The following is a 15,310-nucleotide window of genomic DNA, read 5'->3' as shown; positions in this document are numbered from 1 at the left end:
AGCCCGTAGTTAAGTGACGGGCTGCATTTTTCATGTGAAGTTATCATTAATCTTGAAAAAAATATACTTGGCATTGGGCCTGTATGCATACGAATCTTTATAGTCCCAAGTCCGATGTTTCACATTATACGTATGTGCATTGACGAGTGGCTCTGAACCATCTTTCGCTGTCACTATCGTTGAATGGTCAAATCTTCCATCGTTTTGAAAGTCATAAACAATCACATCACCAAGATCCAATTGATCTGCCGAACTCACTTGTGTTGCGGTCAAGCCTTGTGTCGATCCGGCAAGATACCATCTTAGCGAATGAGATGTTGACCAGCTAAAACTCCAAGTTCCTCCGCCAAGCCACCATCCTCTTTCGCGGTTTGGATATCCCCACATTGGCGCTCCGCCTGCCCGCAGACATTGTGAAACATAATTTGTACAGTCAACATCGAATTTCGGATAAGCCGGATTATAACTATTCCACCATTCATCGGCGTACTGAACAGCTGCTAATCGGTCGTACAACACAAATCTCCTCCTACCCTAATCTATGAGTATTTTAGAGACCTCATGAATATTGGATTGCACACATGAAATTAATATAAACAAATAGGCTAGGACATAACTAGCCGATAGTAGTCCAAAAAGGGAACAGTCACCATTTTTGATGACTGTTCCCTCTTTTAAAATTAGCGTGTGAAATGCAAAACAGCATTCAAGCTACCGTTCTTTTTCTATTTCACAGGGTTTTGTCTCCGCCTCTTTTTTCTTTTTAATCGATTAACAAACTGTTGGTGCTGTATGGAATATGTTTTATAAAGTATTTTAATTCAATATTAAAATGACTTTCAATGTCTTCTTTCATTTTTTGCTCTAAAACTAAAAATTCGTTTACAATATAAGTTACATCAAAAACGTTATTAATATTAGGTTTTCCCCAAATGGATTTTATTCTAGCTTTATCAGAAAAAGGCATCAAAGAAATTATAGATCCATCATCGTAATCGGCATGCTCGACTGAATAATAATGGAATTCTGATGTCTCATTTTCATTCATTTTTTCTTTCCACCTAAATAAAGACTTGTATAATTCTAATAAAGCTAGTTCCTCTTCAAAGTATAACTCACCATTAATTTCAATCCTAAAAATAGCCTCGACGCCCAAAATCAAAGGAATATCCCTCTGGTTTTCATCAGAAATATAGTTCGGATTATTTACAAAATCGTATTCAAATATTATTTTACCGGAAAAGCCGTCCATATATTCTCATCATATCCTATCATTTTCAAAAGTATTTGAGCAGTAATACTCGAACAAAATGTAAAAAAGGATACTGCATGCTGCGACAGTATCCTTAAAATATTATCATCTTCTGTTTAGCAATGTTATGACCAGCATTGCAACAACCACACTAGATGATGTCTATAACCAAATGCAAATACAATTGAATTATTGCCGTAATGTTGCCACAATCGTTGTAGACATTGATACTGTGGCTATTATGGAGACTATCGGGCTCGAACCGACGACCTCTTCACTGCCAGCGAAGCGCTCTCCCAGCTGAGCTAAGCCCCCGTAAATTTGGTACAATGAGAGTATAGCAGAATTTCAGATTGAAGACAATAGGCTGGGAGTTGTGGCAATGCAACATTTGGAAAGAGAAATTACAGAACCTGTTCTTCTTTGTGATGATAAAGGATTGCTGAATCCTGAAGCAATTGGTTTTTCAAGATATCCTCTCATCACAAGTAATTTAACAAAAAACTTTTTGAAAAAGAAAAAACGGAACCACTGGTGTGTTTACGGAGAAGAAATTATGTTCTCTGCCACCATTACACACCTCGACTATGCGGTTGTTTGCTTCGTATATGTAATCAATTTTGAAACCCAAAGATTTTTCGAAAAGCAAATTACAATACCAGGTGGTCGAAAAGTAAAAATGTCAGAAGATGTGCTTGAAAGCATTAAATTCGTCGACGATACGATGTCAATTCAAATGATTCACCTTCAAAATGAAACGCATTTATCTGTTTCGATACCAGATTTTGATAACGACGTTCTTCATGCTGATTTGCACATTCTTCATCCAATAGAAGATGAAACACTAAATGTCGTCATTCCAAAAAGCCGGAAAGTTTTTCAGTTCACCGCAAAACATCATACTTTACCGACGAATGGATTCGTTAAAATAGGCGACCAACGCTTTGACTTTAACGCGGACTACAGTTTCTCAGTACTTGATTTTGGACGTGGTATTTGGCCACGCACTGCGAATTGGAATTCGGCAATGGCTTCCCAACGCCTCGGGGGACGTCGAATTGGACTGAACTTTGGTGGCCAGTGGACCGATGGCACTGGTATGACTGAAAATGCCATTTTTATTGACGGCCAGATGACTAAACTACATGAAGATGTCGTTTTCACTTATGACCCTGAATTTTATATGAAGCCTTGGAAAATTCGTACGAAGTTCACAAATGATGTAAATTTAACTTTCACACCATTTTTCCAACGAACTTCCAAAACAGATGTTAAATTGGCTCGATCAGAAGTGCATCAGCTGGTTGGTTATTTTGATGGTTATATAAGATTGAAAGATAACTCAATTTTAAAAATTCGTCAAATGCTTGGTTGCACGGAAGAACATAAAACGAAATAGCAAAAATTCCCACTCGCTCATTCGATTTGTTTATGATTAGTTTCTCAAATTAGCGGTAAAATACTAATAGAGGAATTATCACGAAAGGGAGCGATACCATTGAAGAAATCCAAATTCCTTATCATTGCTCTTTGTACAAGTGTTTTAGTAATTGCTGGTTGCGGAAATAACGAGAATAATAAGCGTTCTGCTGATAGCAGAGATGAACCTGTCATATCCGCTGAAATTGAAGACCGAGAAGGTTCACTTCAATTTGGCGCAGGATATGGTTTTTCAGACTTTGATCTTGAAATCGAAGTCGATGGGAAAGACGCCATTGATATTGACTACGAAGTTAATACGCAGAATGATACATTCGAGGTGGAATACAAGAATAACATTCAGGGTTTCCATCATAAGGATGAAGATGCTATGAGTGCGGTTCATGAGTTCTTTATGGAAGCACAAATTTCTAATGAAAAGCCCAAAGAAAAAATAATAAGAGAAGTACTCGAATCTTTAAATCTAGAAGGTTATTCGAATTTCGACCTAGAAATAATTTACAATGACGATACAACGCTAACTATTCAGGATACCAATTGACGGCTCATTCATATAGCGAATAAATACAAAAAAATCTACGGAAATAATTTCCATAGATTTTTTTGCTATTCATCAAATTTTAGAATCAATAAGCATGTCGTAATAGATACCCCGACGTTCAATGAGTTCTGTTTGATTGCCAGACTCAATTAACTTCCCTTGTTCCATCACATAAACTGTATCTGCTTTACGAACCGTATTCAGTCTATGCGCAATTACGAAACTCGTTCGACCTTCCATCAATCGGTCAAGTGCCTCTTGAATCTCGAGTTCCGTGACTGTATCAATACTACTGGTTGCTTCATCAAGTAACAGAATGACAGGGTCTGCCACTAATGCACGTGCAATTGACAGGAGTTGTTTCTGACCTTGTGAAATTTCGCCTCCGTCAGCAGTAAGGACCGTATCGTATCCGTCTTCCAAACGACTGATGAAACTATGTGCATTGGCTTTTTTAGCCGCCTCGATAATCTCTTCATCAGTGGCATCAAGTTTACCGTAACGTATATTTTCAAAAACAGTCGCTTCGAATAAGAATGGATCTTGTAAAACGAAAGCAGTTTGACTACGAAGTGTTTGTCTAGGCAAATCACTAATTGGAATGCCATCGATATAGATTTCGCCTTTATCCACCTCATAAAATCGTGCAAGCAATTGCATAATCGTCGTTTTCCCAGCACCAGTCGCCCCGACCATCGCCGCGGTTTCTCCAGCCTTTACATGAAACGAGACATCTTTAATCGTGTAGCCATCCGTATCAACCGCATATCCGAATGATACATTTCTAAATTCAACATCCCCTTTTAGAACTGTATCTTTATATTCCGTTGCATCATCTTCTTCAATCGATTCATCAATAATATTAAATACACGTTCAGCACCTGCTAATGCAGAGAGTACAGTATTAAATTGGTTCGCTAAATCATTCAGTGGACGTGTAAATTGACGCGCTAATTCAGAAAAAATAACGATGGTTCCAATCGTAACAAGTCCATCCCCTTTTAAGGCCAATAACCCACCGACTCCTGCAATGACTGCAAAACTAGCGTTATTAAGCATATTCATGACTTTAGGGATAAATCCCGAATACGTCAATGCCCAAAAACCAGTACGTCGAAGCCGATCACTTTTTTCAGTGAATTCTTCCATGACCCGCTCTTCTTGAGAGAACGCTTTAACAATACGTTGACCTGAAATGGTCTCTTCAATCATTCCGTTTAACGCACCAACTGCTTGCTGTTGTTCTTTAAACAATTTACCAGTTCTGCGCGTAATCCAACGAAGCGCTATGAACATAACTGGTATGATGATCATCGTCAACAGTGTCAACAAAGGACTTAAATACAACATTAACGCTATCGTTCCTGTCAATGTGAGAATACTTGAAAACACCTGTATGAAAGAGGTATTAAGCGTCTGACTGACATTTTCGATGTCATTGGTCATCCGACTCATTAACTCACCATGTTGTCGTTTATCAAAAAAGGTAACAGGTAGCTTTTGTAAATGCGTAAATAGATTTGTTCTCAAACGATAGACCGTTTGTTGGGCAATTCCGACCATCCAGTAGTTTTGAAAATACGTAGCGGATGATAAACCAAGATAAACTGCAATCAGAATCCCAATTTTAACGCTTAGTCCATCAAACTGTGAGGTGACAATATGTACATCAATTATTTGACCCACCATGAATGGACCTAAAAGCGTTAACCCAGAACTAACAAAAACAAGCGCCAAAACAGTTATGAGCAATCCACGTTGCTCGTCTACAAGCTTCCAAATTCGAGAGAGCACTGATTTCCAGTTACTTGCCCGCTCTCCTTTTTTTCTACCAGGTCCTTTTATATCTTCTTTCGTCAAAATCGGTTCATAGCCAAATGGTTTACGAATTGCGCGTAACATGAGCCTCCACCTCCCCTTCCGATTGAGACTTTTCAATTCGTCTATAGAGCCCAGACTGTTTTAATAGTTCCGCATGCGTTCCGTATCCAACAACTCGTCCGTCATCCAGAAGCAGTATTTTATCAGCGCCTTTTGCTGTTGAAACTTTTTGTGTGACAACGAGCATCGTGGCCTCTTCTTTTTCAAGCGCATCCCATAGCTCCAGTTCTGTTTTCACATCAAGTGCACTCGTACTATCATCCAGGATTAAGATAGATGGCTTTCGAACAAGCGCTCTTGCAATTGACAAACGTTGTTTTTGTCCGCCCGACAAATTCACACCTTTTTGTCCAACTCGCGTCTCATACTTTTTTGGAAACAAATCGATAGATTCGTGAATTTGTGCCTTCTTAGCCGCTTCAATCAATTCATCGTCATACGCTTCTGTATCGCCCCAAGACAAGTTCTCCAATATCGATCCTGTAAAGAGTATGGATTGTTGTGGTACAAGTCCAATCGTGTCCCGTAATTCTTTTAAAGGCCATTCCTTAACCTCTTTACCGCTGACAAAGATTTCCCCTTCAGTCGATTCAAAGATACGAGGGATTAAGTTCAATAATGTTGATTTTCCAGCACCTGTTGCGCCCATAATGGCGAGCTTTTCTCCTGAGGCAACATGGAAAGAAACATTATCTAAGATTGGCTCTCCTTTACCTGGATAGTTAAATGAAACATTTTCAAAACGAAGATCACCCTCAAGTTTTCTCGTTTTCGACTGCCCAGAACTATGTATTTCTAGATCTTCATTAGCAAGAAGGACTTCTTCCATTCGCTCCGATGATGCTTTGGCACGTGAAAACGCAATAATAATAAATGCAAACATTGAAAAGGCACCCGTTAAGCGCATGGCATAGTTAACAACTGCAACTAGTTCCCCTACCTTAGCTCCCCCGTCACGGACTTCAATGGCACCAAACCAAAGAACAGCCATCAAACTAATGTTCATAATAAGTAATAAAATCGGTAAGATTAATTCCATCAAGCGCATGGCTTTTACTGTGTCATTTCGAAGCATGCCAGCTACTTTTGAAAATCGACTTGCTTCATACATTCCCCTCAAATAAGCTTTGATCAATCTTACCGCTTGTAAATTCTCTTGGATTACACGGTTTACACCGTCTAATCTTTCTTGAATACGCATAAAAAGTCTAACGCCAGTTCGTCCCATAAAATACAGAAAAACAAGTAAAACTGGTGCACCAATGACTAGATAGACCGCTAATTTAGGGCTTACAACAAAAGCCATAATAATACTACCTATGACCGTAAGCGGAGATCTCAACATAATACGTAGCGACATAAATAGGACGTTTTGTGCCATCGTCACATCACTTGTTAAGCGTGTAATGAGTCCTGCTGTTGGAAACCGAAGAAAGGTTGCCATCGAAAAAGCTTGGACTTGACGAAACAAAGCTTTTCGTAAATCAAATGCAAAACTTTGTGCCGCATGCGCTGCAAAATACGAGTTGACAATACCCGAAGAAAAGGCAAAAAAAGCAAGAAGCATCATAACACTTCCGTAGGTCCAAATTACATCTACATCCCCCGTAACGATACCGTCATCTATTATTTTAGCAATGAGAAGCGGCTGAATAAGTTCCACACTCAGTTCGACTAACATTAAACATAACGCGATTGCGATTGGCCATTTATAAGGCCACGCATGTGAAAAAACTGTTCTCATCTTCCAAACCCCCAAAAACTCTTTCGTCTCTCGAATTAAACTCGATAGCCCTATTATGCCATACCATGGATTGTTCTGTATACACAATCCATGCTGAATACAATAATTTTTCAGAAACAAAGGATAACTAGTCTAATATTTCCCGAAATTCGTATAAAAACACTTGTATTTTCTCCCACAATAGCATATAGTACATTACAACAGTAATGCACTAACTTAGAAACAGGAGGTGACGCGATTGCTTGAAGTAAATGGCACAAAACCAATTTACGTTCAAATTGCGGAATGGATCGAAACAGAAATCATCGATGGTACCCTTGCTGCCGATGAGAAAGTTTACTCTCAATACCAGCTTGCTGAACTCTTCAACATTAATCCGGCGACTGCTGGGAAGGGGTTGACACGATTGTTAGAAGCAGAGATTGTATATCAAAGACGCGGGCTCGGTACATTTGTATCTTCCGACGGTCGAGAAAAATTACTGGCTAAACGTAAAAGTGAAACCTTGCAAAAACTAATCCATACATTACTTGATGAAGCAGCACTACTCGGTGTCGATAATCACCAATTACTTCAAATGATTGAAGCAGAACGCGTTAAAAAAGAGGGGGGAATAAAATGACGGTTATTGAATTTAAGAATGTAACAAAATCATACCGAACACATACTGTGCTAAAAGAGATGAATTTCGCCATTAAACAAGGTGTGCTAACAGGCATCATCGGTCGGAATGGCGTCGGCAAAACAACGCTTATGAAATTAGTGGTTGGATTTATAGAAGAAACGTCAGGTCAAGTGGAGGTTTTCTCAGAGAAGCCATTCAATAGTTTAAAAGTATCTGGGAATTCAATTTTAGTGGATGATGGCATGAATTTCCCACTTGCGATGACAATCACTGATATTTTACATGAATGCAATCGCTTCTATGCCAATTGGGACGCCGGACTGGCACAACGACTTGTCAGTTATTTTGGTTTTCATTCGAATGCGCGTCATGCCCAATTATCAAAAGGGAAAAAAAGTACTTTTAATGCAATTATCGGCATCTCTGCTCGATGTGCGCTTACGATTTTCGATGAACCAACGACTGGCATGGACTCATCCGTACGGAAAGATTTCTATCGCGCGCTATTAAAAGATTATCTCGCCCATCCGAGAACCATATTATTGTCGAGTCATCATATTGAAGAAATTGAAGATCTTCTTGAGGATGTTCTTCTTGTCCACGAAGGCGTTGCTCATTTTCATGGCCCGATTACAAAGTTGCAGGAAATGTTTATCACCCTTAAAGGAAGTAGAGAAAAACTTGCCCAATATACGAATGAACAAACTGTAGTGAGTATGAACAATGTCGGTCCTTATTCGGAATGGATCCTTGAAAATACATGTACACCAGAAGAAGTCAATGAAATGAAAGCAAACGGTATCGTGGTTGCACCCGTTTCCGCCAACGATGCTTACATCGCATTAACCGGTCAACCAAAAGGGGGAATTGATGATGTATTTGAATGAGCCTAACCTTCTGGATATCGTGAAAAAGCAATTTCGTTTCAAATTGAACGCAAATGGTGCTTCATTCTTTACTTTTGTACTTTTACAAGTCGGTGCGATTGTATTAGCAGTTATCGGAAATAGCCATAATTTCTTCTATTCCTCTGATGAATCTGTTGTTTCCATCGTTATGCTTTCCAATGATAACAACATGGGAATCGCTTCACTTTGGGCATTCATTCTTGGAATCATGCTTACTACCCGGACCAAACAAAGCGAAACATTCTCGTTCGTGTCATCTCGACTTAGTAATCATCTTTCCAATTTGCTCTTTATGCTTTTCGCATCATTATTCGCAGGGATTAGTGTAGTGCTAGCCAGTTCCGCTTTAAAGTTATTTGGCTTTTTAGTTCACGGAGAGATGATTGTCCACTCAACTTCTCTTATTGAAAGTCCATCCGACTTTATCGTACGCATCATAACAGCGATTGCTTATATAATATTATTCTTTATCATTGGGTACTCCATTAGTTCACTTATTCAAGCAAATAAACTTGTAATCGTCCTATTCGTACTGATTTGGATACTGTTTACATCTACGACTGAGTATTGGAACGGCGAAGAATATGTTTTGGCTATGATTCAATTCTTTGGTTCTGAGCGCTCATTACTCCTATTTATCTTAAAGATTAGTACTACAGTTCTTAGTTTATTTACGATTTCTGCGGTTATTACGAATCGATTAGAGGTGAGAAATTAATGAACAATATAATATTCCTTCCAATATTACTCATTGTCATTATTTTACTCTTTGGCTATCAAATGATGAATCATAAAAAAGGGGCTATCATGATTGGGCGAAATATACATTTTAAGATTGTCGTTATTTTCATCGCAGCCCTAATTGTGACTACTGTTATTGCCGAGGCCTATCATTCTAAGATAGATTCAGCCATAATGCCCGAGATCGCCAAAAATCAATACGAGGCATATTATTCAATTGAGGATAAGATCATCAACCATGAAGTCGTCGATCCCGATTTATTACTCGAAAAAAGAACGCATCCCGCTGGAAAGACGTTAACGATTCAATGGGAAGATGATTCCTATGAAAACTATCACCAATCCATTTACATTGAACGGAAAGCACCGGGTGATCAAACGATTGAAGAGTTTATCTATAAACCAATACTTATAGCCAATGAGTTTGATTTCTCCCATGTGCTAAATGTGCCAAAACCAATTTGGTCTGAAAATAAAATGGTCATTCCTAAAAAGCCAGTAAATAAAACGATAACTTTCACGTCTTATCATGAGGTTGCTTTACTGCAACAACTAACAAAAACCCAGCAATTACAGTCGAATGACTACGGCTTTTCTAGCGAATACAGACCCCTAATCATTCACTTAAAGGTTCCAGCTGATTTAGAAGTTCTTTTTTCAGAAGATGCACACCCTTACTTTATTGATGAATGACAAAAACCGGTACCTACATGGGTACCGGTTTCTCTATGTCTTCAATCACTGTAGTAATCATCTTTTTCTCTTTCCAACCAGGCTTTTTCCTCTTCGCGCATATTTCTTCCATCAAATTGAATATCTTCTTCAGATCCGAATTCAGTTTGCATCGAATGTCGAAAACTGTCGTATTCTTTACCCACTATAAACTCGTCTTCTAGGACTTCCCTTTCCAAATAGCGATGGAACAGGGCTTCCCCAATTCCAATAATGATTGTTGAGATGAGAGAAGCTGTAACCAAACCTTCCAGAGGTTCAAACAAATAGTTGCCTAAGAACCAGAGCATGATAAACACAAGTGCAAGATCAGCAATGGTCGCGACCACATTCCCATATCTCGGTAATATAATTCTATCGCCAACTATATATGAAACACCGGTTAATAGTACACTGGATACCAATACTTCTCCAAATGAATAACCGAAAAGCCCAAAGACAATCCATAAAATCGCGGTAATCATAATAAATTTGATGACGATTGCTCTTATCGTATCCAAATGCAAAATCCCTCCTTTTTAACAATATGTAAATATTGTTCACTATACGAGGGATTCTATACGTTTATAGCGTTTCTATTTTATTTTCCTGATGTCATAATTGGGATGAAATAACTAATTTAGGTACATAGTATAGAGTACGGAGGTGAATATTCATGACAAGTTCGAATGGAAACTTGGATAATGAACTGAAGCAAAATCCGAAAAGGAATCAGCAAAGCGAGAACGTTAATCACGTGAAATTTGGCACTGATGATATTGAAGTGAACCAAGCTACGAACAAAAAAATGAGCAGTACAAATTTAGATCCACGTGACAACCGCTTTAATGATTAAGCCCATTTTACGGCAGAGTAAAGATCTCGGTCGGTTTTTTTATGAATTTGGCGGCATATCCGCATCATTTGCGGTTTTACTTCCCGCAATGGAAATTTGAGTAACGCCCACCAGCATGACAGCTGCCCCGATTAGTTGCCAAATGCCTAGGACTTGTCCAAACCAAAACATGGAGATAATAATGGCCGTCAATGGTTCAAAACTGGATAAGATACTCGTTTCAATCGCTGTGATATATTTCATACTTGAAAGAAATAATATAAATGCTACGGTTCCAATAATTATAGTAAAAAATAACATGAGCGAGGTTTGCCAGTCTGCTAATAAAACGAGCTGTCTAACAACGACCATAGGATTTAGGATGAATAATGTAAGTCCACCAATCAGCATTGCCCAAGCAACGGAAACGAGGACCCCCCACTCCTGCATAAGTCTTGCCGGATAAAGTGTGTAGAATGAAAAGGTAAAGCCCAGTAGAACGCCCCATATAATCGTTTCCTTTCCCATCGAAAGTCCCGAAAATGTCCCATTAGTTAACAAGAAAAACAATCCGATTAACGTAATAAACATCCCGATTACTTGAGCGATTGGTGGGAATTTACGGTGCATCCAGGAAACAAATAAAATAATGTAGATGGGTGCTAGGAATTGAAATAGCGTGGCGATTACAGCACTGCTCACGTCAATTGTTGCCACAAAAGTATATTGAACGCCGAGCATTCCTACAACACCAAATATAACCAATTGACGTGCCCAAATTTTGAATCGCCAAGGTCGCGTGATTTGGTTACCTCGGATTTTCAAAATCAGTAACAATGATATTCCAGCCAGAAGAAGTCGAATGACCAGCATAAATGATACGGTTAACTCCGTGTTGTCTAGTAACCATTCCATCATTGGCCCTGTTGCGCCCCATAGCATAGCACCCACAATGATCATTACTATCCCTTTTAACCGCTTCATCCTATCCCCTCCTTTTTACAACATTAAGAAATTAAATGATTTTATTGTAAATCTTCTTTATAATGATAATAATAGTATAGCACTAAGGAAAGGGGTAAATAGACTTTGAACTTTGAAAAACTTCCTCAAGATTTACCTGATATTTTAAAAGGACTCGAACAACATTATATGACTACTTATTTGGATACGAGCGGGGCGATTACATATACAAACCAGCTATTTTTAAGCACAAGCAAATGGACCCCCAAGCGTGTGTTAGGAAAGACAATTTGGCAAATGTTCCCTGACAGTCAAGCGGGGCAAGATCAAGCACATCAAATTTTCGACCAGCTGTTGTCCGGAAACACTTGGTCCGGTGCTGTTGAAAAAGCAAATCGATTTGGCGATTCCTATTTCGTTAATTTGACTGCTATTCCGATACACCGCGAAAAAGAAGGACTTGTTGCAGCTATCTTGTTTGAAATTGACATAACAGAAGATGTGCAACTTCGAGATCGGCTTAAAAAGATCGCCTATATTGACCATGAAACTGGGTTAATGAGCCGACATAATTTGGAGGCTAGTGTTAATAAGCTCATCGAAAATCAAGAACACTTTACTTTCGTATACATAACTATTGATCGTTTTTATACACTTAAAGACATTCATTCTGAAGAGGAAGCAAAGGAGATTATTCAGGCGTTCACCAACCGGCTGAAGCGTTTTTTCAAAGATGATTCAATTGCGCGTGTTACAATCAATGAATTTGTTGTTCTTACACAGTTTGGTAGTTGGTTTGTTGAAAGTTTCCTAGATTTCATCAAATTGCATCCCATCTATATTAATCATACAGCCATTGACTTATCTATTAGTGGCGGGATCGTCCGCTTCCCAGAAGATCAATCTACCTATTCGCATTTGATGAATACAGCTTTAACTGCTACACGCGAGACGATTAATGAAGGCGGTGGAAGAATTAGAACACTATCTGCAGCTTCACATAAAAAGTTGAATCGGAAAGCGTTAATTGATCAAAAACTGCGGACTGCTTTAGATGAAAATGAGTTGCAGGTCGTTTATCAACCGCAAATAGATGCAGTTACCGGAAAGGTGATATTATACGAAGCACTTGTCCGGTGGCATAATAGCGAGCTTGGCACTGTTTCTCCCGATGAACTTATTCCCATTGCAGAAGAGAATGGTTTAATTAATCGGATTGGTGCATTTGTCCTGACAGAAGCAGCACAGCTTGCAGCGAAATGGCATGCACAAGGACATAATCTCCGCATTTCAGTAAACTCTTCCGTCCGCGAATTTAGCAATCTCAATTATAAAAATGAGATTTTACAAATTTTAAAGGATGCTTCTTGCCCGCCTTCTTTAATACAGTTAGAGATTACCGAGAAGTTCGCATTTAAAGCAGAAGAAGAAAGTTCTATTTCCCGACAACTGAATGACCTGCAAAGTGAAGGAATTGAATTTGCACTGGATGACTTCGGAACTGGCTACGCTTCGTTTCGTTATATGCAACACTTACCTATTTCGAAGATAAAGATTGATAAATTATTTATTCAATCAATCACGATGAACGAACAGACAAAAAAACTGGTCCAAGGCATGATTCAATTCGGAAAATCAATGGGGATTTTTGTGATTGCAGAGGGTGTCGAAACAAAAGTACAGTATCGTATATTGAAAGAACTTGGCATCGATGCCGTTCAAGGCTATTATCTTGGTGTACCGACTTCTGTACAAAATATAATTCTACCTTCTGTCGAATAGATTTCCACGCATTTAGATTCAAGTGAGTATAAGAATTGTTACCTAGCGGTCAGGTGTGAAATTTCCTGATCGCTATTTGTGTTTTCAAGGGACCTGTTTACCCTAACTATTTCGGGGAATAATTCTATAAAAGGAGGATTCTAATGACAAACAATAAATACGACAAAATTGACGAACAAGTTCCGAAACAAACACAGGATCAGCAGCCAGGTATTGAAGCTGAGATGGAACCAGCACCCATTTATGATGATGAAAATTATAAAGGCTCCGGGAAATTAACAGGAAAGAACGCTTTAATCACTGGAGGCGATAGTGGAATTGGACGTGCCGTTGCCATCGCATACGCGAAAGAAGGCGCTAATGTCGCAATTGGCTATCTTGATGAAAACGAAGATGTCGATGCGAATAAAACGATAGAACTTATTGAAAAACTTGGGGTTAAGGCCATTAAAATTCGTCTCGACATTAGCGAAGAAGAAAATTGTGAGCAGATTATTAGTGATGTTGTTAATGAATTTGGTGGGATCAATATTCTAGTAAATAATGCCGGAAAACAATTTCCGCAGGATGACATCGCTAATATCTCTGAGGATCAGCTACGCGAAACGTTTGAAACAAATTTCTTTGGTTTGTTTTATTTAACAAAAGCAGCTTTAAAACATATGACAGATGGAGATGCCATTATCAACACTTCTTCCGTGACAGCCTATAACGGCTCCCCAGGATTACTTGATTATTCGGCAACAAAGGGTGCGATTACTTCTTTCACCCGCTCTCTTGCGCTCAATTTAGCGGACAAAGGAATACGCGTCAATGCAGTTGCCCCAGGACCAATTTGGACGCCGCTTATTCCTGCGACATTTGATGGTGAGAAAGTCCAACAGCACGGTACAGACACGCCAGCGAAACGTCGCGGGCAGCCTGCTGAAAATGCACCGGCTTATGTGTTTTTGGCCGCAAATGATTCTAGTTATATGACTGGACAAACCATTCATATTGATGGCGGGAATTATGTAGGATCTTAATTTTAGTGAAGAATCCCACTTACACGTTTTGTTATACATGTAAGTGAGATTTTTTTGATGGTATATGCGATTGGCTCTAAACTTAGTTTATGAAGTTGTTTGTGGTGTCGCGAGTCCTTCCTCAAATGGTTGGACGATGACGAATCCTTCTCCGGTAAACTCCATTTGGAAAGACTCACCGCTCCCCCGCCCTAATAATGTTCTAAAACTAATATCGGTACGGAATTCTGGAACTAAATTTCCGGACCATGCAACCGTCGCATTCGGATCTGTGATAACAGGTTCCCCGGGTTTGACTAGCAATGTTAACGGTTCATAATGTGATGTGATGGCCACTTTTCCTCGGCCTCTTAAGTTCACATTAAATAAGCCGCCGGACATGACGCCAGCCATTTTTCTCATTAAATTGATATCCCACTCAATGGTCGGTTCGAAGGCAAGTAAATCGTTCCCATTCACTGTGATGGATTCATTGTTCAAATCGAATATTGTGATTTTCTTGCCTTGGTCCGCCAAATAGAGTCGACCGTTTCCTGTCGCTTTCATTAACGATGTACCTTCCCCGCTAAATGCTTTTTTGAACATCTTCCCGAGGCCATGTTCTAACATTCTTTCGCGTTCAAACTTTATTTGCCCGGCGTATGAAATCATTGAGCCTGTTTTTGCCCATACTAGGTCATTCAAATTTACTTCTAATATTCTAGGTGTTTCAAGTTCAAAGAATTCATTGCCCCGTTCATCTTGCTTTGTCTGACGAATAAATTCATCTATCGTATATTTGCTCATCAACCCAATCCCCTTTCAAGAAACGTCTACCTTTACATACGTATTCATTGACGGGTTAGTTTCATGCAAAAATAAG

At 39.1% G+C, this 15,310-nt stretch carries 16 protein-coding genes and 1 tRNA gene; 9 read left to right on the top strand and 8 right to left on the bottom strand.

The genetic code is table 11. The annotated features are described in order from the left end of the window. Positions 1 to 30: 30 nt before the first annotated feature. The 3 genes from AC25Y1_RS14765 to AC25Y1_RS14755 form a co-directional block, all read right to left on the bottom strand. The gene (locus AC25Y1_RS14765) at positions 31 to 516 is read right to left on the bottom strand and encodes an amidase domain-containing protein (protein WP_488148764.1); all 486 of its coding nucleotides are present in this window, start codon (positions 514 to 516) and stop codon (positions 31 to 33) included. Between the two features lie 247 nt (positions 517 to 763). After that, positions 764 to 1,252 carry a DUF7878 domain-containing protein gene (locus AC25Y1_RS14760; protein ID WP_488148763.1) on the bottom strand — a complete coding sequence of 163 codons (489 nt, stop codon included), beginning with the start codon at positions 1,250 to 1,252 and terminating at the stop codon, positions 764 to 766. A 242-nt stretch (positions 1,253 to 1,494) separates the two neighbouring features. Continuing rightward, positions 1,495 to 1,567 (bottom strand) — tRNA-Ala (locus AC25Y1_RS14755). Between the two features lie 67 nt (positions 1,568 to 1,634). Between AC25Y1_RS14755 and AC25Y1_RS14750 the strand changes: the two genes are divergently transcribed. Both AC25Y1_RS14750 and AC25Y1_RS14745 read left to right on the top strand, forming a co-directional pair. Continuing rightward, positions 1,635 to 2,651, top strand: a complete 1,017-nt coding sequence (locus AC25Y1_RS14750) for a DUF2804 domain-containing protein (RefSeq protein ID WP_488148762.1) — start codon at positions 1,635 to 1,637, stop codon at positions 2,649 to 2,651. Between the two features lie 99 nt (positions 2,652 to 2,750). Next, positions 2,751 to 3,233, top strand: coding sequence for a YusW family protein (locus AC25Y1_RS14745; protein ID WP_488148761.1), 483 nt, complete (start codon positions 2,751 to 2,753; stop codon positions 3,231 to 3,233). Positions 3,234 to 3,305: 72 nt separating this feature from the next. Here AC25Y1_RS14745 and AC25Y1_RS14740 read toward each other — a convergent pair whose 3' ends face one another. Then, complete coding sequence (locus AC25Y1_RS14740) at positions 3,306 to 5,135, bottom strand: ABC transporter ATP-binding protein (protein ID WP_488148760.1); 1,830 nt, start codon at positions 5,133 to 5,135, stop codon at positions 3,306 to 3,308. Beyond that, positions 5,116 to 6,858, bottom strand: a complete 1,743-nt coding sequence (locus AC25Y1_RS14735) for an ABC transporter ATP-binding protein (RefSeq protein WP_488148759.1) — start codon at positions 6,856 to 6,858, stop codon at positions 5,116 to 5,118. The genes AC25Y1_RS14740 and AC25Y1_RS14735 overlap by 20 nt, the downstream gene beginning before the upstream one ends. Before the next feature lie 238 nt (positions 6,859 to 7,096). On the opposite strand from AC25Y1_RS14735, the gene AC25Y1_RS14730 reads away from it, so the two are divergent. The 4 genes from AC25Y1_RS14730 to AC25Y1_RS14715 are packed head-to-tail and all read left to right on the top strand — an operon-like array spanning position 7,097 to position 9,825. Next, entirely contained in the window at positions 7,097 to 7,480 is a 384-nt protein-coding gene (locus tag AC25Y1_RS14730; RefSeq protein WP_488148758.1) for a GntR family transcriptional regulator, read from the top strand. Next, the gene (locus tag AC25Y1_RS14725) at positions 7,477 to 8,370 is read left to right on the top strand and encodes an ATP-binding cassette domain-containing protein (protein WP_488148757.1); all 894 of its coding nucleotides are present in this window, start codon (positions 7,477 to 7,479) and stop codon (positions 8,368 to 8,370) included. Before AC25Y1_RS14730 ends, AC25Y1_RS14725 begins: the two co-directional genes overlap by 4 nt. Continuing rightward, positions 8,357 to 9,109: a hypothetical protein gene (locus AC25Y1_RS14720; protein WP_488148756.1), complete on the top strand. Its 753-nt coding sequence runs from the start codon at positions 8,357 to 8,359 to the stop codon at positions 9,107 to 9,109. The genes AC25Y1_RS14725 and AC25Y1_RS14720 overlap by 14 nt, the downstream gene beginning before the upstream one ends. Further along, positions 9,109 to 9,825: a hypothetical protein gene (locus AC25Y1_RS14715; RefSeq protein ID WP_488148755.1), complete on the top strand. Its 717-nt coding sequence runs from the start codon at positions 9,109 to 9,111 to the stop codon at positions 9,823 to 9,825. The genes AC25Y1_RS14720 and AC25Y1_RS14715 overlap by 1 nt, the downstream gene beginning before the upstream one ends. A 41-nt stretch (positions 9,826 to 9,866) precedes the next feature. On the opposite strand, the gene AC25Y1_RS14710 is transcribed toward AC25Y1_RS14715, so the two are convergent. Continuing rightward, a complete protein-coding gene (locus AC25Y1_RS14710) occupies positions 9,867 to 10,364 on the bottom strand; it encodes a YndM family protein (protein WP_488148754.1) in 498 nt (165 codons plus the stop codon). 155 nt (positions 10,365 to 10,519) lie between these two features. On the opposite strand from AC25Y1_RS14710, the gene AC25Y1_RS14705 reads away from it, so the two are divergent. Beyond that, complete coding sequence (locus tag AC25Y1_RS14705) at positions 10,520 to 10,699, top strand: hypothetical protein (RefSeq protein ID WP_488148753.1); 180 nt, start codon at positions 10,520 to 10,522, stop codon at positions 10,697 to 10,699. 39 nt (positions 10,700 to 10,738) lie between these two features. Here AC25Y1_RS14705 and AC25Y1_RS14700 read toward each other — a convergent pair whose 3' ends face one another. Next, a complete protein-coding gene (locus AC25Y1_RS14700) occupies positions 10,739 to 11,662 on the bottom strand; it encodes a DMT family transporter (RefSeq protein ID WP_488148752.1) in 924 nt (307 codons plus the stop codon). A 105-nt stretch (positions 11,663 to 11,767) separates the two neighbouring features. Here AC25Y1_RS14700 and AC25Y1_RS14695 point away from each other — a divergent pair, with 105 nt between their 5' ends. After that, a complete protein-coding gene (locus tag AC25Y1_RS14695) occupies positions 11,768 to 13,423 on the top strand; it encodes an EAL domain-containing protein (RefSeq protein WP_488148751.1) in 1,656 nt (551 codons plus the stop codon). Positions 13,424 to 13,566: 143 nt separating this feature from the next. Further along, positions 13,567 to 14,448: an SDR family oxidoreductase gene (locus AC25Y1_RS14690; protein WP_488148750.1), complete on the top strand. Its 882-nt coding sequence runs from the start codon at positions 13,567 to 13,569 to the stop codon at positions 14,446 to 14,448. Positions 14,449 to 14,535: 87 nt separating this feature from the next. Here AC25Y1_RS14690 and AC25Y1_RS14685 read toward each other — a convergent pair whose 3' ends face one another. Further along, on the bottom strand, positions 14,536 to 15,234 hold the full coding sequence (locus tag AC25Y1_RS14685; RefSeq protein ID WP_488148749.1) for an AIM24 family protein: 699 nt from the start codon (positions 15,232 to 15,234) through the stop codon (positions 14,536 to 14,538). Positions 15,235 to 15,310 lie beyond the last annotated feature (76 nt).

It is taken from the genome of Sporosarcina sp. Y1009 (assembly GCF_057669865.1).
The sequence above is the reverse complement of the archived record's forward strand: the minus strand, read 5'-3'. Positions and strand labels throughout refer to the sequence as shown.

What these genes read in the sequence shown, in the direction of transcription:
- AC25Y1_RS14740 (WP_488148760.1), bottom strand. Translation starts at nt 5,135, where the DNA reads ATGTTACGCGCAATTCGTAAACCATTTGGCTATGAACCGATTTTGACG.
- AC25Y1_RS14760 (WP_488148763.1), bottom strand. Translation starts at nt 1,252, where the DNA reads ATGGACGGCTTTTCCGGTAAAATAATATTTGAATACGATTTTGTAAAT.
- AC25Y1_RS14715 (WP_488148755.1), top strand. Translation starts at nt 9,109, where the DNA reads ATGAACAATATAATATTCCTTCCAATATTACTCATTGTCATTATTTTA.
- AC25Y1_RS14700 (WP_488148752.1), bottom strand. Translation starts at nt 11,662, where the DNA reads ATGAAGCGGTTAAAAGGGATAGTAATGATCATTGTGGGTGCTATGCTA.
- AC25Y1_RS14735 (WP_488148759.1), bottom strand. Translation starts at nt 6,858, where the DNA reads ATGAGAACAGTTTTTTCACATGCGTGGCCTTATAAATGGCCAATCGCA.
- AC25Y1_RS14750 (WP_488148762.1), top strand. Translation starts at nt 1,635, where the DNA reads ATGCAACATTTGGAAAGAGAAATTACAGAACCTGTTCTTCTTTGTGAT.
- AC25Y1_RS14685 (WP_488148749.1), bottom strand. Translation starts at nt 15,234, where the DNA reads ATGAGCAAATATACGATAGATGAATTTATTCGTCAGACAAAGCAAGAT.
- AC25Y1_RS14690 (WP_488148750.1), top strand. Translation starts at nt 13,567, where the DNA reads ATGACAAACAATAAATACGACAAAATTGACGAACAAGTTCCGAAACAA.
- AC25Y1_RS14705 (WP_488148753.1), top strand. Translation starts at nt 10,520, where the DNA reads ATGACAAGTTCGAATGGAAACTTGGATAATGAACTGAAGCAAAATCCG.
- AC25Y1_RS14725 (WP_488148757.1), top strand. Translation starts at nt 7,477, where the DNA reads ATGACGGTTATTGAATTTAAGAATGTAACAAAATCATACCGAACACAT.
- AC25Y1_RS14720 (WP_488148756.1), top strand. Translation starts at nt 8,357, where the DNA reads ATGTATTTGAATGAGCCTAACCTTCTGGATATCGTGAAAAAGCAATTT.